Origin of the sequence: Micromonospora citrea (assembly GCF_900090315.1) — a bacterium.
Taxonomy (GTDB): Bacteria; Actinomycetota; Actinomycetes; order Mycobacteriales; family Micromonosporaceae; genus Micromonospora; species Micromonospora citrea.
The window spans coordinates 6,285,485-6,304,153 of the sequence record NZ_FMHZ01000002.1; the positions used below are offsets into that span (position 1 = coordinate 6,285,485).

Sequence of the window (18,669 nt, forward strand, 5' to 3'; positions counted from 1 at the left end):
CGCGCGGGAGCATACCGAAGGCCACCGACAACCGGCCCCTACCGTCGTGTCAGCGTTCGTGCGAAGGCGAGCACTTCGGCGGCGGTACGACCCCGCTCGTCCACAGCGTCCGGATCGGCCCCGGCCGCGAGCAGGGCCTCCATCACCTCGGTGGCGAGCGAGAGGGCGGCGGCGTGCAGGGGGGTGTGCCCGTCCCGGTCGGGTGCGTCGGGGTCGACCCCGGCCGCGGTGAGCGCCGGGAGCACCCGGTGGTGGTCGACCCAGGGCAGCCAGTGCGCCAGCGTGCGACCCCGGTTGTCGCGCAGCTCTGGGTCGATCCCGTCGGCGAGCAGGGCGAGTAGTCCTTCGGTGTCGCCGTGGAACGCGCGGGCGAAGAGGTCCTGCCGGAGCCTGCGGATCTCCTTCGGCATCGGCTTCGCCCCGGTACGCCAGGCGCGCACCGCCGCCGCGCAGCCGCCGACCGGCCCGCCCAGCCCGGCGAGCAGGAACTCCCGGCGCAACTCCTCGTCGGTGTGCGCGGTGACGAGGCGGCCGGCCGCGAGCTGGACGGAGTGCCAGTCCCGCCCGCACCGGATCCGGATCGGTGGGCACGGCGCCGGCTCCGGAGCCCGCCATGCCTGGGTCCGCCCGGGGAAGAGGGCCTGGTGCACCAGCGGGTGCAGCTCGTCCGGGGTCAGGTCGCCCCAGCGCAGCAGCGCCACGTCCGCCGGCGCGGGCGCCCCGAAGGCGTACGGCCCGGCGACCGGCTCGTCCCAGGCCGCCTGGCGGACGGTCAGCTGGCCGTCGCCGGCGATCTCGACGGCCAGCCTGTGGCTGTCGCCGAACTGCGTCGTCGTCCCGTAGCGGTGGGCGAGCCGCCGGGTCTCATCGGCGAGCACGGACAGCGCCGGCGCGTGGGCGACGAGTGCGGGCGCGAGCCAGGCGGGGTCCTGCCGGCCCACGTCCGGGTCGACGGTGAGCCCGGCCGCCTCGTAGGCCGCCACCGGCTGTCGGGCCGCCAGCAGCGCGGCCACCGTCTCCACCTCGGTGGCGCGGTCGTCGGCACGGCCGGCCGCGGCCGTGCCGCCCTGCGGATACGGACGGCCGTCGGGCGTGTGCCAGGCGAGTCGGACGGCCGAGGCGCCGTAGGCCCAGCGGCGGGTGGCGACCGCCTCGGCGTCCCAGCACCAGCCGGGCAGGTCGTGCCACCGGGTCGGCAGGCGCAGACTGTCGGTGACCCGCAGCCCGATCCGCTGAGGGCTGTGGTCGGTGAGCGGCAGGGTCGCCACCAGCAGCGGGACGCCCCGGCGGAGCAGCCGCGCGGTCGTCCGGACCGGGCCGGGCAGCCGGGAGAGCACGACAGTAGCGCGGGGCAGCAGGGCCAGCGACCCGGTACGGGGCAGGAAGCGGCGCAGCAGGTCGGGGGCGAGGCCGCGCAGTTCGCCTTCGACGCGGGCGGCCTCGTCGGTGCCGTACCGGGCGGCCACGTCCCGCAGGTCGACGTGCACGTCGACCGCCGCGGCGGCGCAGGCGCCCCGCCAGTCACCGGCCCGTCGGCGGGCGGTGGCGGCGGCGATCACGGCCGGTGGGGAGGCGTATCCCAGGAGTCGCAGTTGCTTCTCCCGCTGCCGGCGGCGTTCCATCTCGGCGTCCCCGTTCCGTCGGGAGCGGGTCGGCCGGGATCGAACCGGCGTCCTCCCGATGAGCAATCGGGCGCGACGACCGCTGCGCTACGACCCGCTCGTCGGCGAGTGTAGGAGTGCGGGCCGGCCGGATTCGAACCGGCGTCCTTCCGGTTTTGGAGACCGGACGCGACGACCGCTGCGCTACGGCCCACACGTGGTGGCCGGGCGACGCCCGGGCGGCGGACGGGCCGGATTCGAACCGGCGTCTTTCTCCTTGAGAGGGAGACGCGACGACCTCTGCGCTACCGCCTGCCGCGAGCAGTGTAGGGCACCTCACGCGCCCGGGCTTGCTATGCAACGAGTTGCATAGCAGGATGGCGGGCATGGCGCTCGAACACGCGATCCTGGTCTCCCTGCTCGAACGACCGGGCTCCGGCTACGAGCTGGCCCGGCGGTTCGAGCGCTCCATCGGCCGCTTCTGGACCGCCACCCACCAGCAGATCTACCGCGTGCTCAAACGGATGGAGACCGACGGCTGGGTGACCGCCGAGGAGATCGGCCAGGAGGGCCGCCCCGACAAGCGGTCCTTCTCGGTCGCGCCGGCCGGTCGGGCCGCGCTGGTGACCTGGCTGCGCGCCCCGGTCCAGCCGGAGGCGGTGCGGCACGAGTTGGCCGTCAAGATCCGTGGGGCCGCCTTCGACGACGCCGCCGGCCGCGCCGCGCTGGTCACCGAGGTCGAGCGCTACCGCGCCACCCACGAGGCCACGCTCGCCCGCTACCTCACCGGCGAGCGGCGCGACTTCCCGGACCCCGCCGCGCGCGACGCCGAGACGGCGCTCCAGCACGTCGTGCTGCGCGGCGGCATCGCGTACGAGCGGATGGTGCTGGCCTGGCTCGACGACGTGCTGGCCACCCTGCGCACCCTCGACGACTGACAGCCCGACCGAAGGGAGTCCCGCCGTGACGGGCTCGCCGCTGCTCAACCCGCGCACCTACGACCCCGCCCACCTCGACGACACCTCCCGCCGGCTGCTGCGCGCCACCGTCGACTGGTTCGAGGGCCGGGGCAAGCGGGCGCTGCTCGACACCTACAACCGGCACGAGTGGTACGGCGACTTCCTGGACTTCGCCGCCAAGGAGGGGCTCTTCGCCGCCTTCTGCACCCCTGCCGCCGAGGGCGGAGGGGATCCGGCGAAGCGCTGGGACACCGCCCGCAACGCCGCGCTCAGCGAGATCCTCGGCTTCTACGGCCTCGGCTACTGGTACACCTGGCAGGTCACCGTGCTCGGCCTCGGCCCGGTCTGGCAGAGCGACAACGCCGCCGCCCGGGCCCGCGCCGCCGGGCTGCTGGCCGACGGCCACGTGATGGCGTTCGGCCTCTCCGAGCGCGCCCACGGCGCGGACATCTACTCCACAGACATGCTGCTGACCCCCGACGGGGCGGGCGGGTTCCGGGCCACCGGCGCCAAGTACTACATCGGCAACGGCAACGTCGCCGGGCTGGTCTCGGTCTTCGGTCGCCGCGCCGACGTCGAGGGCCCGGACGGCTACGTCTTCTTCGCCGCCGACAGCCGCCACCCGGCCTACCACCTGGTCCGCAACGTGGTCAACGCGCAGATGTACGTCAGCGAGTTCCGCCTGGCGGACTACCCGGTGCGCGCCGAGGACGTGCTGCACACCGGCCGGGCCGCGTTCGACGCCGCCCTCAACACGGTCAACGTGGGCAAGTTCAACCTCTGCACCGCCTCGATCGGCATCTGCGAGCACGCCATGTACGAGGCGGTGACCCACGCCCACGACCGGGTCCTCTACGGCCGGCGGGTCACCGACTTCCCGCACGTGCGGCGCGAGCTGACCGACGCGTACGCCCGCCTCGTGGCGATGAAGCTGTTCAGCGACCGCGCCGTCGACTACTTCCGCTCCGCCGGCCCGGACGACCGCCGGTACCTGCTGTTCAACCCGATGACCAAGATGAAGGTCACCACCGAGGGCGAGCGGGTGATCGACCTGCTCTGGGACGTCATCGCCGCGAAGGGCTTCGAGGCGGACACCTACTTTGACAAGGCCGCCAAGGACATCCGCGGGCTGCCCAAGCTCGAGGGGACGGTGCACGTCAACCTCGCGCTGATCCTCAAGTTCATGGCGAACTACCTGTTCCACCCGGTCGACCACCCGCCGGTGCCGACCCGGCACGACGCCGCCGACGACGAGTTCCTGTTCCGGCAGGGCCCGGCCCGGGGCCTCGGCGCGATCCGCTTCCACGACTGGCGGGCCGCCTACGACGCGCACGCCGACGTGCCGAACGTCGCCCGCTTCCGGGAGCAGGCCGACGGCCTCTGCGCGCTGCTGGCCGCGCACGCCCCGAGCGAGGAGCAGCAGCGCGACCTCGACTTCCTGCTCGCCCTCGGCCAGCTCTTCGCGCTGGTCGTCTACGGCCACCTGATCCTGGAGCAGGCCGCGCTGACCGGCCTGGACCGCGACGTGCTCGACGAGATCTTCGACGTGCTGGTCCGCGACTTCTCCGGGTACGCCACCGAGCTGCACGGCAAGGCCGCCGCCACCGAGGCGCAGGCGGCCTGGGCGCTGGCGCACGTCCGCCGGCCGGTGCCGGACGCGGAGCGGACGGCCCGGGTGTGGGCGCGGGTGGCGGCGCTCAGCGGCGCGTACGAGATGCGTCCCTGACCCGCGCGGTGGCGGCCGTCCGGGCGGCCGCGCCCCCGGCCCGGACGGCGGGCGGGGTGGCGCCCCGCCCGCTCCGCCGGTGCCCGGCTCAGCCGGCCGCCACCACCGGGTCCGGCAGAGGCTGCGCCGTGCTGCGGGCCGGCTCCCGCCCGCCGTCGGCCGAGGTCCCCGGCGCCTCGTCGGCCCCGGTCGCCGCGTCGCCGGCATCGTCGCCCACGGTGGCGACGGTCGGCACCGGCCGCTCGACGCGCGGACGGGCGGCGACCTGCGGGTACTCGGCGGTCTCCGCGCCGCCCGTGGCGGCGGCCATGACCGCGGCCGCGGCCAGGTCCGCCACCCGCTTCGCCTCCCGCTTCACCCGGGCGCGGACCTCCTTGGCGTGCTGCTCGGCGGAGTCCGCGGCCCGTCGCGCCTCGTCGAGCCGGCGCAGCTCGTCGGTCAGCTCCCGCCGGGTCTCGACGAGCCGCTGCTGCAGCTCGGCGAACTCGTGCTCGGCGGCACCGCTCTCCTGCCGCGCCTGGGCGAGCTGCTGCTGCGCCGCGTCCAGCTCGGACTGCAGCCGGGTCAGCGCCTCCCGCCGGTCCCGGATGCCCTGCTGCGCGGCGACGAGCTGCTGCTGGTGCGTCGCGGCCTGTTCGTCGGCGTGCTGGCGGACCTTGGCCGCGTACTGCTGCGCCTCGGCGATCAGCGTCGCGATCTCCTGTTCCGCCGCCGTACGCTGCCCGGCCAGCTCCCGCTCGGCCGCCGCGAGCTGCTCGGTGATCTCCTGCTCGGCGGCGGACCGCCGCTCGTTGATCTCCCGCTCCACGCCGGCCTGCCACTGGCCCAGCTCCTGCTGGGTCTTGGCGCGCGCCGCCTGCACCTCCTGCTGGATCTGGGTGCGGGCCGCGGCCAGGAACGCCTCGGCCTCGGCGCGGGCCTGTTCGAGCTGCTGGGCGCTCTGCTCGTCGATCCGCTTGGCCTCCTGGAGGGCGTGGTCGTGCGCCGCCTCGCCGGCGGCCCGCAGCCGCTCCGCCGCCTCGCGGATCCGGGTCAGCTCGGCCTGGGCGTTGGCGCGGCGCTCCTCGTGCTCGCGTTCGTCCTCGGCCCGCCGGGCCGCCGTCGCCTCGGCCAGTTCGCGCAGCGTCGTCGCCGCCTGTTCCCGGGCCTGGGTGAGCGCCTGCTCCGCCTCGGCGCGCAGCTCGGCGGCGTGCTGGTCGGCGGCGTCGGTGATGACCCCGGCCTGCTTCTCGGCCAGGGCCAGGATCTGGTCGACCATCGGGCCGAGGTCGCGGAAGGACGCCCGGTCCGGCTGGGCCGGCCGCTCGCGCAGCTCGGCCACCTCCGCCCGCAGCCGGTGCAGCTCGGCGGTCAGCTCCCGCACCTGCCCGGAGGCCCGTTCCCGCTCGGCGGCCAGCGCCGACAGCTCGCCGTCGACGCGTTCGACGTACCGGTCGACCTGTCGTTTGTCGTAGCCGCGCAGCGTCAGGTCGAAGCTGGGCCGCGAGGTCGCGTCCTCGCGTACCGCGAACGGCTCCTCGCCGTGGGACATGCACCCTCCTCCGTGTGATCGCGAGCGCCACGACCTTCCGGCGGTGAGCGCCCCGGAGGCCATGGTGTCGCGCAACGCTACCGCCGCCGATGCGTCGGTATCGGCCCGCCCCGCTCACCGGACGAGGGCCACGACGCCCCCGGTCTCGGGCGCCGTGGTCGGCGCCGGAGTGGTTGAACACCCCGGCGCCGGTCCACGTCGGTCAGTCAGCGCAGGTGCGGCCGTTCAGGGTGAAACCTGTCGGCGCCGGGTTGTGACCGGACCAGGTGCCGTTGAAGCCGACGTCGGTGGACGCGCCGGAGGCGAGCCTGCCGTTCCAACCCATGCTCCCGGCGGTGACGGTGGTGCCGGTCTGCCGCCAGGTCGCCGACCAGCCCTGACCGAGTCGTTGCTGGGCGTCCGGGAAGTCGAAGGCGAGGGTCCAGCCGTCGATCGCGGTGGTGCCGGTGTTCGCGATGGTGATGTTCGCGGTGAAGCCGCCCGGCCAACTGTTGGTCTTCCAGGTCACCCTGCACCCGCCGGTCGGTGCCGGCGCCGTCCGTACCGGCAGCCCCGGCGACGCCGTCGAGACGTTGCCCGCCGCGTCCCGGGCGGTCACCACGAAGGTGTACGCCGAGTCCGGCGCCAGCCCGGTGACGGTGTACGCCGTGCCGGTGACGCTGCCGAGCCGCACCGTGGAGTTGCCCTCGACCCGGTGCACGTCGTACCCGGCCACGCCGGTGTCGTCGGTCGACGGCGCCCAGCTCAGCGCGACGCTGGTGGCGGTGACGGCACCCGCCGTCGGCTTGCCCGGCGCCGTCGGCGCCTCGGTGTCGGCCGGAGGGTTACCGTCACCGCGCGGCAGCACGATGTGCGTGACGGAGTTGGCCGGGAACGTGGCGGTGAAGCCGGTCGAGGAGACCGGCTGGTCCGCCTCGCGGACGATGCCAGCCAGGTTCGCGCCGCTGTAGCGCCACACCTGCGCGATGCCGGCGGACTCGCCGGTGAGCGCCAAGGGGCTGCTGAGGTCGTCGCCGGTCTTGTTCACCACGACCATCGTCAGCGCCTTGTCGGCGGCCCGCTCGGCCGCGTAGATCGCCAGCCTGCCCTGGTCGGCGCTGGTTGCCCGGACCGAGGTCTCGCCGAAGGCCCCACCCTTGCCGTCGTAGTTGCGGTAGATGCGGAAGGCGTGCGCCACCGGTTCGTCGCTGCGCGGCGCCGTCCAGAGGTTGGCCATGTCCAGGCCCTCCCGGCCGAAGATGCCGAGGACGTCCGCCTGAGTGAGCGCCCCGTTGAGGTGCCCGAACGCGCCCCAGCTGTACTCGGTCATGGCGATCTTCGTGCCCGGGTAGTGGGTGTCGACCAGCTCCCGCATCCGGGGGATCATCCGGACCGGCTTGTTGATCCAGCTCTCGTCGACGTACGTCGGGTCCCAGAGTTGCCGGGTGGAGCGAAGGCGCAGCTGCTGGGTGGCCGCGTCACCGGCCGCGGAGTTGTGCACGCCGGCCTGCTGGGGATAGATGTGGATGTCGAAGTAGTCCAGAATGCGGGTGCCGTGCCGCTGCTCGTAGGCGCGCATCTGCTCCAGGTACCAGGGGCCGAGCTCCTTGCCCCCGTGCGCGGCGCGGTCCGGCGGGTTCGACCAGCAGCCGGTGCGCCCGCAGACGTCCTGGTCCAGTCCGGAGTAGTGAATCGAGTTCAGGCCCCAGCCGACCGGCCCGAGGGTCTTCGCGTCGGGGTCGGCCGCCTTGATCGCGGCCGCGTACTCGTAGGTGCGGTCGCGCAGCTCGTCGTAGCCGAGGCCGACGGGGCGCACATCGCGGTGGGTGGAGTGCCACAGGTCGGGTTCGTTGTCGAGGTTGTAGAAGGCGACCCCGCCGTCCGCCGCGCCGCCGAACCGGCTCTTGAGGTGGTTGACGAAGTCGGTGACGTACTGCGGCCCGACCGCGGCGCTGGTGTCCTCGGGGTCGTTCCCGGTGATCGGTGTGCCGTCCGGCTTTCTGCCGTTGCCGCAGTCGGGGGTCCACGGGTCGGTGGACTGCTGGGGGCCGTATCTGGCCACGCTGAAGCCGCACGACCTGGCGCGTTCCTTGGCGATCCAGCCCAGCATGGGAACCGTCATGACGGTCTCGCTGCCGGTGGCCCTGTCCTGCTCGACGAATCTGTCGGTCTCGGAGCCCCGGGGCAGGCTCGCCGGATCGGCGTTGTCGTTCGGGATGTTCTCGAAGTACCAGTCGGCGGCCCGGTTGCTGGTGTCGGCGCGGAAGTTGTAGCGGGTGGTGTGGTTGCCGCCGTAGCGGTGGATCGGGAGCCGGATGTCGCGGGCCAGCGCCTCGTCGGCGAAGTTCATGCCGTAGACGTGCGGACTGATGGCGTGTCGGCCGGCGGTGGCGTCGACGGTGAGTGCCGGACCGGTGGCCGCCGCGGCGGGAGCCGGCAGTGCGACGGCCCCGACGGTGGCGGCGAGCGCCACGGGGAGCAGGACGTTGCGGAGTTGCACGGGCCTTACCTTTCGTGGTCTGGATAAGGCCGCCGATGGGAGCGCTTCCATAGTTTGTCGCCCCGCCTCAGCGGCGTCAACGGGCAGCTCGGGGCGAGCGTTCCTCCCGGGCGTGGGGCGGCCCCCAGGGGCGTCTCGCCTGCCCTGGGGGCCGCCGGACGGTTACCGCCAGGTGATGTCCGAGGCGGAGTAGAGGCAGTTCACGCCGTCCGCGCCCTCGCCGATCTCGGTCGGCTCGCTGCCCTTCGGTACGCCCTTGTACTTGACGCAGATCCGGGTCGTGCGGTTCGGGTCGTCGAGGATGGTGATCCGGCTGAACCGGGCCGTGTCGCCCCAGTTGGTGTTGATGCCGGCCAGCACCTTCATCGGGGCCGGGTGTCCGCCGGCCGACGCGCCGGATGCCCGGGGTCCGACGTGGCTCGGCGGGGCGGTGCCGATGGCGTGAAAGCGCTTGCCCGCGCGGTCAGCCTATGGCCCGGGAAAGAGAAGGGTCAATGCCGCCCGTGTGCAGGTCTGTTGCAGGATCCCGGGGCGTCGGTCCGCCCCGGGCCGCCGCGATCAGGCGACGGGGCTCGACGACCGCCCGTCGGATCCGGTCGTACCCACCGCCGACGCGTGCGGCGCCTCCGCTGTCTCTAACGACGCTTGAGGGCCAGGTCCAACCGTCGCCGGAACGGCTCGTAGTCATGGTCGGGAAACCACGTCGGAAACAGCTCGAGCATCGTGCGGAGCCTCCGGGTCGTGCTGGCGTCGCCCCTGAGCGAGGACTCGGTGAACAGGTACTGCCAGCCGAAGGTGCCCTTCGTGACGCGCAGGGCGTCGAGATAGCCCCGGTAGTCGAGGTCGAGCTTGTAGTGGTGGTCGTTGGTGTTGTCGAACCAGATCTCGGGCTGCTCGACGCCCGGCTGCACCCGGAGCGCGGCGAGATGGCCGGTGCCCCACTCGGGCGTGCCGTCGATGGCGCGGAGTTCGGGCTGCAGCCGTTCCTGCTCGGGCGTCATGTCCGCCCACAGCTCGGGCGGCCGCTGACGCAGCACGGCGTTCTCCAGTGCCTCCAGGCAGAACTCCCCGGCGATGAAGTGATCCTGACCCTCGGCGCTCTCCCAGGCGCTGCCGAGACACTCGAACCGGAAGTGGCAGTCCCGGAATGAGGCCCCCAGCGGCATGCCGGTGGCGCCGGAGACGAAGTCGAGGCTGGTCGCGGCATCCTCGATGTCGGGGTCGATCTCCCGGTACTCGTTGTGGACCTTGATACCGGGACAGTTCCGCAGCTCGTCCAGGACGTCGATCCAGGTCTGTTCGTAGGGGGTCAGGTCGGCCACCGGTCGAGGGTAGCGGGCCCCACCGACGCCCGGCGGGCGCAGGCTGGCAGGTACGTACCGGTAGAGCGTGTCCGGGAACCAGGACCGACTTCCCTCGCGGGTGTCCGGTGGATGCGCCCGGGGGACGACGGCCGCATCGGCCGTCGTCCCCCGGGCCTCTCTCAGGGGGTGATCCGGCCCGCGCCGGCTCCGGCGGTCACCGCCGCCTTGACCCCGCTGGCGTCGTCGAGCCGGGCCGACGGCCAGGGCGGCGGCGGTGAGCGCCGCGGCGAGCAGTCTCGGCGTGCGCGTCCGGGGACGGGTCGTCCGGTTCATGGTGGGCCTCCTGGTGGTGGGGTGGGCGCCGGTGGGTCGTCGTGCTGAGCGCCGGGCACGGCGACCCACCGGCCGTCCGGCCGCCGCGCGGGACGACGCGGCGGCCGGCGTCCTACAGGGGCAGCCGGTCCGCGCCGGCCAGCGCCCCCACGACCGCCGGCACCGCGGGCGCCGGCAGCACGGGGCCGCGCCGTAGGGTCGGCGCCCAGCCGGCGTGCGGGGCCAGGTCCGGTTCGTGCGTCGCGTTGTAGGCGGCCACCAGGTCCACCGGCCGGGGCCGGTCTCCACCGGAGCGGACCCAGTTGCCCCGGGTGGTGACGGCGGTGCCGCCCCAGTCGTACAGCAGGTCGTCGGCCGCGACGCCGGCGGCGAGGCCGAAGAAGTTGTTCTCGGCGACCACGGCGGACTGCACCCCGACGCCGATCGCGTACTCGAACCCGTCGCCGGTCAGCCGGTAGTGGTTGTTCCACACGTCCACCTGGCCGAACCGCACCCGGGGCAGGCGCTGGAGCACCCCGTCGAAGAGGTTGTGGTGCAGGCTCACCTTCAGCCGCCCGACGTCCGGGCCGACGGTGTTGGACGAGCCGATCAGCATGACCTTGTCCCGCCCGACGAACCGGTTGTGCGAGACGGTCACCAGGCTCGCGGTGTGCGTGACGTCCACCGACCCGTCGTGCACCTGGTACGGCCGGCCGAAGCGCAGCGGCTGCGCGCTGTCGGGGTTGTCGCCGTCGGTGAAGGTGTTGTGGTCGATCCAGACGTGCTCGCTGCGGCGCACCGAGATCTGGTCGTACTGGGAGTTCCAGTTGCCGGCGGCGCCGTCGGTGGGGGACCAGGCGGGGAAGCAGTCCCGGGCGTCGTCGAAGGTCAGGTTCCGCACGATCGTGTTGTGCGCGCCGTCGAGCATCAGCGTCATGCCGGTCAGCCGCGCGCCGCCCAAGCCGACGATTGTGGTGTTCGGGCCGACGTTGATCTGGGTCTGCCGGGTCTGGTTCGTCACGGACCGCACGCGCGCCGCCTCCAGCGGGCCGCTCGGCGCCACCCGCCCCCAGACCGCCGGGTCGTACGCGGCCAGGTACGCCGCCAGCGAGTACTCCGGGTCGGCGAGGTCGGCGCAGTCGAGCGGGGTCCCGTCGGGCCCCTCGAAGCCGTCGACCTCGCCCTCGACGTAGATGATCTTCGGGGTGGCGTTGCCCCGGTTGGTGGTGTTGTCGCCGCCGAGGGCCGCGACCAGCTCGGCCCGGCTGGTGACCACGTGCACCTCGTCGGGGGCGGCGGCCGACCCGCCGGTGGTGCCCGGCCCCTCGGCGGCCCAACCGTCCCCGGCGGGCAACGCCTGCCGGCCGAGGTGCCGGGCGGCCCAGGAGAGCGTGTCGGCCGCGTCGACGGTGCCGTCGCGGGCCGGGGCGGCCGGCGCGCTTCCGGGTGTCGCCACGAGCGTCATGATCAACGCCGCACCCACTGCCTGCTTCCACATGACTCGGACCACCTGTTCGTCGCCTGTCATCCGCTACGGCAACGGTAGGTATAGCTATTTATATGAGTCAATGCGGATCGTGTGCAGAAGTGTTGCAGTGATCCCGATCGGCCGGAATCGTCCCGACCGCTCCGGGTCGGGATGACGCCCGTATGTCCGATGTGGGCCCGCGCCGGGCCGGCCGGTCAGTTGCAGTGCGTTGCGGTCCCTCCTGCCTCCTCCAGGTCCCGGCGGTGCGGTCGCGTCGCCCAGGGCACCCCCAGCTCCGACAGGAGCGCACCCTCGTCTGCGGCCCGGCGCAGCAGCCGGTTGATCCCGCGCACGGTCAGCACCCGCTCCGCGCCGGTGCCGGTGGCGCTCACGAGATCCCCGCCCAGGGGCGTCGGCTCCGGCGCGGCGGTGACCGCCTCCAGCACCGCCGTGAACGGCGCCGTGCGGGCCAGCGGCGCGATCAGCGGCACGCCCGCCGGGTCGGCCCGGTGGGCGAGGAGGTTCTCCAGCAGCCCGCGCCGGCCCGGCACCTCGCGCGGGCCGGCGTCGCCGGGCAGCAGCAACCGGTCGGTCGGGTACTCCAGCACGGCGCGGCCGGCGGTGCCGGTCACGATCACCTCGCCGGCGACGAAGTCCTCGCCGGCCAGGGTCACCGCCGCGACGACCGGCGGCCCCGAGCGGGACAGCACCCGCAGGGTCGCCGTGTCGTCCACCTCGATCGGCCGGACCCGGTAGCGCTCCACCTCGACGCGCACCGGCCGCACCGGTCCGTCCCCGGCCGCCGCCTCGGCCACCGCCAGGCACTGCATGACCGCGTGCGCCAGCGGGTTGGCCAGGGCGCCGTCGAGCACCGGCCGGCCGTGCAGCGTCCGCCGCCCGGCCCAGGGCGCCCGCGCGTAGTAGCCGTCGGGGCGCTGCCAGGCCGCCACCGTCGCGATGCCGGTGACGTCGCCGAGCCGCCCGGCCCGGATCGCGTCGGTCAGCCGGGCCAGCGCCGCCGAGCCGAGCGCCTGGAAGCCGACCTGGCACGCCCGGCCCGTCGCCGCGAGGGCGGCGGCCAGCTCCCGGTGCTCGGCGGTGGACAGCACCGGGGGCTTCTCCAGCAGCAGGTCGGCGCCGGCGGCGAGGCAGTCCAGGGCGATCGGCAGGTGGGTGTGCGGCGGGGTGCAGACCACCACCACGTCCGGCCGGGCCGCCCGCAGCATCTCCCGGTGGTCGGTGCCGACAAGCGTGCCGTCCGGCACCGGCGCCGCCGGGTCGTCCTCGACCGGGCGTACGTCCACCAGGGCGACCAGCCGCAGCCGCCCGGCGGCGTGCAGCGGGGCGACGACCCGCCGGTGCCACCGCCCGTGCCCGTTGGCCCCGACGATCGCCACCCTCGGCACGCCCCCCGCCGCGCGCGTCCGCCGTCCCGCGCCGGGAGCCGCGCGTCCCGCGCCGGTCTCCGTCCCGCGCGTCTTTCGTCCCGCGCCGGCCCCCGCCGCGTACGTCTCCCGCTCCGCGCCCGGGGTCGCGCGTCCCGCGCCGGTTGTGGTCGCGTGGGAGGCACGCTCCGCGCCGGCCGTCACCGGGCACCGGCCAGCGTCGCGGCGACCCCGTGGTGCTCCAGCGCGGCCAGCCAGCCGGTCACGTCCGCGCGGATCTCGTCGTCCTCGGCCACCTCGGCGGGGAAGACCTCGCGCAGCGCGAACACCGCGTCGACGGTCCCCGCCGGGGTCCGTGGGGCGGCGGCGAGCGCCGCGCGGATCTCCCCGGCGAGCGGATCGGCCAGCGGCAGGAGGCTGCCGTCGTCGGCGTGGCCCTGGGCGAAGCGCAGCCAGGCGGCCACCACCAGCGTGGCCCAGCGCGCCGGCCGCCCGGCGGCCCGCAGGTCGGCGATCGTGTGCAGCACCCGCTGCGGCAGCTTCTGCGAGCCGTCCATCGCCACCTGCAGGGTGCGGTGGTGGATCGCCGGGTTGGCGAACCGGGCCAGCACCTCGTCGCCGTAAGCGACGACCGAGACGCCCTCGGGCGGGTCGAAGCTGGCGGCCACGTCCTCGGCGACCAGCCGGCGCAGCACCGTCGTCAGGTGCGGCAGGGCGAGCGCGTCGGCGATCGTCTCCCGGCCCGCGAGGGCCCCCAGGTACGCGGCGGCCGAGTGCACCCCGTTGAGGGCGCGCAGCTTCAGCCGCTCCCAGGGGCCCGCGTCGTCGGTGAGCACCGCGCCGGCCCGCTCCCAGTCGGGCCGGCCGCCCGGGAAGTCGTCCTCCACCACCCACTGCCGGTACGGCTCGGCCACCACCGCCGCCAGGTCGACGACCCCCAGCGCGCGTTCGGCGTCGGCGAGGGTCTGCGCCGTGCTGGCCGGCACGATCCGGTCCACCATCGTGCCGGGGAAGCTGACACACCCGCGTACCCAGCCGGCCAGCGGCTCGGGCGCCCCCGCGTACGCCAGCGACTGCTCGACCAGGCCGCGCAGCCGGCGGCCGTTCGCGGGCAGGTTGTCGCAGCTCACCAGGGCCAGCGGCGGGCCCTGCGCGGCGGCGCGGGCGAGCAGCCCCCGCAGCAGTAGGCCCGGCACGGTGACCGGCGCCCGGTCGGTGCGCAGGTCGGCGGCGACCTGCGGGTCCGGCCGCAGCCGCCCGGTCACCGGGTCGAGCTGGTACGCCTTCTCCGTCACCGTGAGGGTGACCACCCGGATCGCCCGGTCGGCCAGCAGCGCCACCACGGCGGCGGGGTCGGCGGCGGCGTGCCGCGTCCCGGCCAGCGCGCCGACGGCCCGGGTGTGGCACCCCTCGGCGCTGGTGGTGGTGACGCTGAACAGGTTGTCCTGCGCGGCCAGCGCCGCCACCACGTCCGGGCTTCGCGGGGCGACGCCGACTATGCCCCAGTCGCCGCCGGCCCGCGCCATCGCCTCCTCGGTGTAGACGGCCTGGTGGGCGCGATGGAACGCGCCGAGCCCGAGGTGGACGATCCCGGCCGGCACGGTGCCGGGGCGCAGCAGCGGGCGGCTGTCGGTGGGCAGCCGCCGCAGCGTCCCGAGGCCGAGCCGGCCGGCGCCCACGGTCACCGCCACGCCGGCCCGTCCGGGAAGCGGAACTCGGCGATCGACTCCGGCCGCATGGTGGCGCTGTAGCCGGGCGCCTCCGGCAGCAGGTAGCGGCCCCCGCGCGTGCGCACCGGGTCGACGAAGTGCTCGTGCAGGTGGTCGACGTACTCCACCATCCGGCCGTCCAGGCTGGTGCCGACCCGCAGGTAGTCGAAGACCGCCAGGTGCTGCACGTACTCGCACAGCCCCACCCCGCCGGCGTGCGGGCAGATCGGCACCCCGAACTTCGCCGCCATCAGGATCTCGGCGAGGACCTCGTTGACGCCGCCGACCCGGCAGGCGTCGATCTGCATCACGCCGATCGCCTCGGCCTGCAGCAGCTGCTTGAAGATGACCCGGTTGGCGGCCACCTCGCCGGTGGCGACCCGGCACCGGCCCCCGGTCAGCCCGGTCACCGCCCGCGCGATGCGCGCGTGGCCGAGGATGTCGTCGGCGTGCGTCGGCTCCTCGATCCAGTACGGGTCCACCTCCGCCAGGGCGGTCATGTTGGTGATCGCCTCGTCGACGTCCCACACCTGGTTGGCGTCCATCATCAGCAGCGCGTCCGGCCCGATCTCCGCCCGGATGATCCGCGCCCGCCGCAGGTCGTCGGCGGGCGGGCCGCCGACCTTCATCTTCATCGCCCGCCACCCGTCGGCGTACGCCTGCCGGGTCAGCGCCCGCACCTTGTCGTCGGGGTAGCCCAGCCATCCCACCGAGGTGGTGTACGACGGGAAGCCGTCGCGCTCCAGTCCGGCGCGGCGCTCGTCGAGCCCGACCAGCCCCTTGTCGAGGATGGCCGCCGCCTCGTCGGGGGTGATGGCGTCGGTGATGTGGTGGAAGTCGACGCTGGCCACCAGCTCCTCGGTGGGCAGCTCGGCGAGCAGTCGCCACATCGGCTTGCCGGCCAGCTTCGCCCGCAGGTCCCAGACCGCGTTGACCAGCGCGCCGGTGGCCATGTGGATGACCCCCTTCTCCGGGCCCAGCCAGCGTAGCTGCACGTCGGCGCTGAGCGAGCGCCAGAACGCCACCGGGTCGGCGAACATCTCCTCGACGGTGCGGCCCCGCACGTGGTGGGCGAGGGCGCGGATGGCGGCGCAGGTCAGCTCGTTGCCGCGGCCGTTGGTGAAGGTGAACCCGGCCCCGGTGACCCCGGCGTCGGTGCGCAGCTCCACGTAGCTGGCCGAGTAGTCGCCCCGGTTGATCGCGTCCGAGCCGTCGCCGGCGGCGGCGGTCGGGAACCGCACGTCGTGCACGTCGACGGCGGTGACGGTGACACTCACAGCAGGCTCTCTCCGATCTTGAAGACCTTCTTCGGCAGCCGGTACGCCAGGTCGACGACGGTCTCGGCGGCCTCGTCCTCGCCGAGGCGGTGCTCGGTGACCAGGCGGGCCAGGTAGGCGGCGTCGACGCGGCGGGCCACGTCGTGGCGCACCGGGATGGAGCAGAACGCGCGGGTGTCGTCGACGAACCCGGCGGTGTTGTAGAAGCCCGCCGACTCGGTGACCGACTCGCGGAACCGGCGCAGCACCTCCGGCGAGTCCAGGAACCACCACGGCGCGCCCAGGTACAGGGCGGCGTACCCGCCCGCCAGCGGAGCGAGTTCCCGGCTGAAGGTGTACTCGTCGAGGGTGTAGAGCACCACCCGCAGCCGCGGGTCGTTGCCGTACGCGTCCAGCAGCGGGGTCAGCGCGTGCAGGTACTCGGTGGCCTGCGGCAGGTCGCCGCCGACGTCGCGGCCGTGGCGCGCGTAGAGCCGGCGGTTGTGGTTGCGCACCGCGCCGGGGTGCAGCTGCATGACGAGCCCGTCGTCCAGCGACATCCGGGCGAACTCCAGCAGCATGTGCGCCCGGAACGCCTCCGCGTCGGCCGCGTCGGCGAGCCCACGCAGGCCCTTGTCGTACAGGCGCGCCGCCTCGTCCGCGCCCAGCGCTAGGGTGCGCGCGGTGGGGTGGCCGTGGTCGGTCGAGGTGGCGCCCGCCGCGACGAAGGCCTCCCGCCGCCGGCGCAGCGCCGCCAGGTAGCCGGCGTACGTGCCGGTGTCCTCGCCGGTGATCTCGCCGAGGCGGGCGACGTTGCCGGCCCAGCCGTCGAACTCCATGTCGGCCACGTTGTCCGGCCGGAACGTGGTGATCACCCGCCCGCCCGGACCGCCCCAGCCGTCGGCGGCGAGCTTGGCGTGCTGCCCCAGGTCGTCCAGGGGCGACTCGGTGGTGGCGAGGACCTCGATGCCGAACCGCTCGAACAGCGCCCGGGGCCGGAACTCCGGCTCGGCGAGGCGGGCCGCCAGCTCGTCGTAGACGGCGTCGGCGGTGGCCGGCGAGAGCGGGGTGTCCACCCCGAACACCTCGCGGAAGGTCTGCTCCAGCCACAGCCGTGACGGGGTGCCGCGGAACAGGTGCCAGTGCGCGGCGAAGCGCCGCCAGATCACCCGGCCGTCGGTCTCCGTGGGGCTGCCGTCGACGGTGGGCACGCCCAGGTCGGCCGGGGGCACGCCCTGGCTGAGCAGCATCCGGGTGAGGTAGTGGTCGGGCACGATGAGCAGCCGCGCCGGGTCGGGGAAGGGACGGTCCTCGGCCAGGATCGCCGGGTCGACGTGCCCGTGCGGGGAGATGATCGGCTGTGGCGCGGCCAGCGCGTACAGCCGGCGGGCCACCGCGCGCTGCGCGGGGTCGGCGGGGAAGAGCAGGTCGGTCGTGGGCACGGATGGGGCTCCTCGGATGGTGTTCGCGGCTCAGGGGAGGTCGAGCAGGTCGGCGACCCGGACCGGGGCTCCGGTGGCGAAGGAGCGGTTCGCGGCCAGCCCGGTGAGCAGGGCGAGGGCGCCGTCGCGGGCGGTGGCCGTGCGTCCGAGGGGGTCCGGCTCGCCGCCGAGGAGGACCCGGGTCATCCGGACGTCGGCGCCGCCGTGCCCGGACCGGGCCCGATCCCGCACCGGTACGACCCGCGGCGGCGCCCAGAACGGGCGCAGGGTCAGCGTGGCGGAGCCGGACTCGACGGCGGCCTCGTCGCCGTGCAGCGCGGCGCCCTTGAGCGCGCCGGCCGCGGCCGGGCTGACGTGGTCGCTCTCCACCACCTCCAGTTCGAGGCGGCCCCGGCTGCCGTTGACCATCACCCGGTAGCCCTCGTAGGGGGCGTACGCGGTGAGGTGGTAGGTCATCGTCGCGCCGGTGGAGTAGCGGGCGAGCACCGCCATGTCGTCCTCGATGGTCACGCCGGGGGCGAAGACGTTGCGGTCGCGGTGGTAGCCGTCCTCGGCCTCGGCGTCGAGGTAGAGCTCGCGCAGTCGCGGGTGCGCGTCGAGGCGCAGCGCGAACGGGTCGTCGGCGGCGGCGGGGGAGCCGTGCGCCCGGTCGTAGTCGCGGGCGTAGCCGTGCCGCCGGCCGGCCTCGCCGTAGAAGAACAGCCGGCCGGCCGCGTACACCTCGACGGGGGTGGCGTCGAGCCACCAGTTGACCAGGTCGAAGTGGTGGCCGGCCTTGTGCACCATCAGCCCGCCCGAGTGCGCCTTGTCGCGGTGCCAGCGGCGGAAGTAGTCGGCGCCGTGCCGCACGTCGAGCAGCCACTCGAAGTGCACCGAGCCCACCTCGCCGACGGCTCCCTCGGCGATCAGCTCGCGCAGCTTCTCGTGCAGCGGGTTGTAGCGGTAGTTGAAGGCGACCCGGACCTGCCGGCCGGTGTCGGCGACGGCGTCCAGGATCTGCCGGCAGCCCGCCGCGTCGACGGTCATCGGCTTCTCGGTGATGACGTCGCAGCCGGCCCGCAGCGCCGTGTCGACGTGCCCGGCGTGGGTGTCGTCCACGCTGGTCACCACCAGCACGTCCACGCGTTCCTTGTCGAGCATCGCCGCCAGGTCCCCGGCCCGGTACGTCGGCACCGGCGGGTGGCCCAGCTCGCCGAGCCACCGGTTGTGGGCGTCCATGCGGGCCTGGTTGACGTCGGCGAACGCCACCAGCTCGGCCGTGTCGGCGTGGTCGCGCACCAGCGACCGGACGAACATCTCGGCCCGGGACCCGGTGCCCACGAGGGCGTGGCGGACCCGCTGACCGGCTCTGGACGACATGGCGACCGCCTCCCCGGATGCTGCAAAGGTTTGCAGCGAAATAACCACGAGCCGAGTCGCTCAGTCAACGATCGATGTCAAACCCGTGGCATAGATCCGCCTTGATGGCGATTTGGCGGCATGCTGGGAGCGCGGCCG

At 74.3% G+C, this 18,669-nt stretch carries 13 protein-coding genes and 3 tRNA genes; 2 read left to right on the top strand and 14 right to left on the bottom strand.

The features are described from left to right. Nucleotides 1-38: 38 nt before the first annotated feature. The 4 genes from GA0070606_RS28640 to GA0070606_RS28655 all read right to left on the bottom strand — a co-directional run bounded on the left by GA0070606_RS28640 (nt 39) and on the right by GA0070606_RS28655 (nt 1,920). Complete coding sequence (locus GA0070606_RS28640) at nt 39-1,622, bottom strand: ankyrin repeat domain-containing protein (protein ID WP_091106335.1); 1,584 nt, start codon at nt 1,620-1,622, stop codon at nt 39-41. A 24-nt stretch (nt 1,623-1,646) separates the two neighbouring features. Next, nucleotides 1,647-1,719: transfer RNA gene (locus GA0070606_RS28645), tRNA-Ser, on the bottom strand. 21 nt (nt 1,720-1,740) lie between these two features. Further along, nucleotides 1,741-1,815: transfer RNA gene (locus GA0070606_RS28650), tRNA-Trp, on the bottom strand. Nucleotides 1,816-1,842: 27 nt separating this feature from the next. Next, nucleotides 1,843-1,920, bottom strand: a tRNA-Glu gene (locus tag GA0070606_RS28655). Nucleotides 1,921-1,987: 67 nt separating this feature from the next. Between GA0070606_RS28655 and GA0070606_RS28660 the strand changes: the two genes are divergently transcribed. Both GA0070606_RS28660 and GA0070606_RS28665 read left to right on the top strand, forming a co-directional pair. Beyond that, complete coding sequence (locus GA0070606_RS28660; RefSeq protein ID WP_091106336.1) at nt 1,988-2,539, top strand: PadR family transcriptional regulator; 552 nt, start codon at nt 1,988-1,990, stop codon at nt 2,537-2,539. A 25-nt stretch (nt 2,540-2,564) separates the two neighbouring features. Then, the gene (locus GA0070606_RS28665; protein WP_091106337.1) at nt 2,565-4,286 is read left to right on the top strand and encodes an acyl-CoA dehydrogenase family protein; all 1,722 of its coding nucleotides are present in this window, start codon (nt 2,565-2,567) and stop codon (nt 4,284-4,286) included. Nucleotides 4,287-4,374: 88 nt separating this feature from the next. On the opposite strand, the gene GA0070606_RS28670 is transcribed toward GA0070606_RS28665, so the two are convergent. The 10 genes from GA0070606_RS28670 to GA0070606_RS28715 form a co-directional block, all read right to left on the bottom strand. Next, the gene (locus GA0070606_RS28670) at nt 4,375-5,817 is read right to left on the bottom strand and encodes a coiled-coil domain-containing protein (RefSeq protein ID WP_091106338.1); all 1,443 of its coding nucleotides are present in this window, start codon (nt 5,815-5,817) and stop codon (nt 4,375-4,377) included. A 202-nt stretch (nt 5,818-6,019) separates the two neighbouring features. Continuing rightward, the gene (locus GA0070606_RS28675; RefSeq protein ID WP_245724851.1) at nt 6,020-8,296 is read right to left on the bottom strand and encodes a glycoside hydrolase family 44 protein; all 2,277 of its coding nucleotides are present in this window, start codon (nt 8,294-8,296) and stop codon (nt 6,020-6,022) included. Nucleotides 8,297-8,458: 162 nt separating this feature from the next. Then, a complete protein-coding gene (locus tag GA0070606_RS28680) occupies nt 8,459-8,662 on the bottom strand; it encodes a pectate lyase (protein WP_218106083.1) in 204 nt (67 codons plus the stop codon). Between the two features lie 269 nt (nt 8,663-8,931). Further along, nucleotides 8,932-9,618, bottom strand: coding sequence for a hypothetical protein (locus tag GA0070606_RS28685; RefSeq protein WP_091106340.1), 687 nt, complete (start codon nt 9,616-9,618; stop codon nt 8,932-8,934). A 427-nt stretch (nt 9,619-10,045) separates the two neighbouring features. Beyond that, complete coding sequence (locus GA0070606_RS28690) at nt 10,046-11,410, bottom strand: pectate lyase family protein (RefSeq protein WP_091106341.1); 1,365 nt, start codon at nt 11,408-11,410, stop codon at nt 10,046-10,048. Between the two features lie 185 nt (nt 11,411-11,595). Next, a complete protein-coding gene (locus tag GA0070606_RS28695) occupies nt 11,596-12,777 on the bottom strand; it encodes a Gfo/Idh/MocA family protein (RefSeq protein WP_245724853.1) in 1,182 nt (393 codons plus the stop codon). Nucleotides 12,778-12,965: 188 nt separating this feature from the next. Continuing rightward, complete coding sequence (locus tag GA0070606_RS28700) at nt 12,966-14,456, bottom strand: mannitol dehydrogenase family protein (RefSeq protein ID WP_091106343.1); 1,491 nt, start codon at nt 14,454-14,456, stop codon at nt 12,966-12,968. Next, entirely contained in the window at nt 14,447-15,751 is a 1,305-nt protein-coding gene (locus GA0070606_RS28705) for an enolase C-terminal domain-like protein (RefSeq protein WP_091106344.1), read from the bottom strand. Before GA0070606_RS28705 ends, GA0070606_RS28700 begins: the two co-directional genes overlap by 10 nt. After that, nucleotides 15,748-17,172 (bottom strand): glucuronate isomerase, encoded by a 1,425-nt coding sequence (gene uxaC, locus GA0070606_RS28710; RefSeq protein WP_176737462.1) that lies wholly within the window; start codon nt 17,170-17,172, stop codon nt 15,748-15,750. The genes GA0070606_RS28705 and uxaC overlap by 4 nt, the downstream gene beginning before the upstream one ends. Nucleotides 17,173-17,202: 30 nt before the next feature. Then, nucleotides 17,203-18,531, bottom strand: a complete 1,329-nt coding sequence (locus tag GA0070606_RS28715) for a Gfo/Idh/MocA family protein (protein ID WP_091106346.1) — start codon at nt 18,529-18,531, stop codon at nt 17,203-17,205. Nucleotides 18,532-18,669 lie beyond the last annotated feature (138 nt).

Coding starts and splice junctions, on each gene's coding strand:
- GA0070606_RS28680 (WP_218106083.1), bottom strand. CDS start 8,662: ATGAAGGTGCTGGCCGGCATCAACACCAACTGGGGCGACACGGCCCGG.
- GA0070606_RS28640 (WP_091106335.1), bottom strand. CDS start 1,622: ATGGAACGCCGCCGGCAGCGGGAGAAGCAACTGCGACTCCTGGGATAC.
- GA0070606_RS28660 (WP_091106336.1), top strand. CDS start 1,988: ATGGCGCTCGAACACGCGATCCTGGTCTCCCTGCTCGAACGACCGGGC.
- GA0070606_RS28670 (WP_091106338.1), bottom strand. CDS start 5,817: ATGTCCCACGGCGAGGAGCCGTTCGCGGTACGCGAGGACGCGACCTCG.
- GA0070606_RS28715 (WP_091106346.1), bottom strand. CDS start 18,531: ATGTCGTCCAGAGCCGGTCAGCGGGTCCGCCACGCCCTCGTGGGCACC.
- GA0070606_RS28690 (WP_091106341.1), bottom strand. CDS start 11,410: ATGTGGAAGCAGGCAGTGGGTGCGGCGTTGATCATGACGCTCGTGGCG.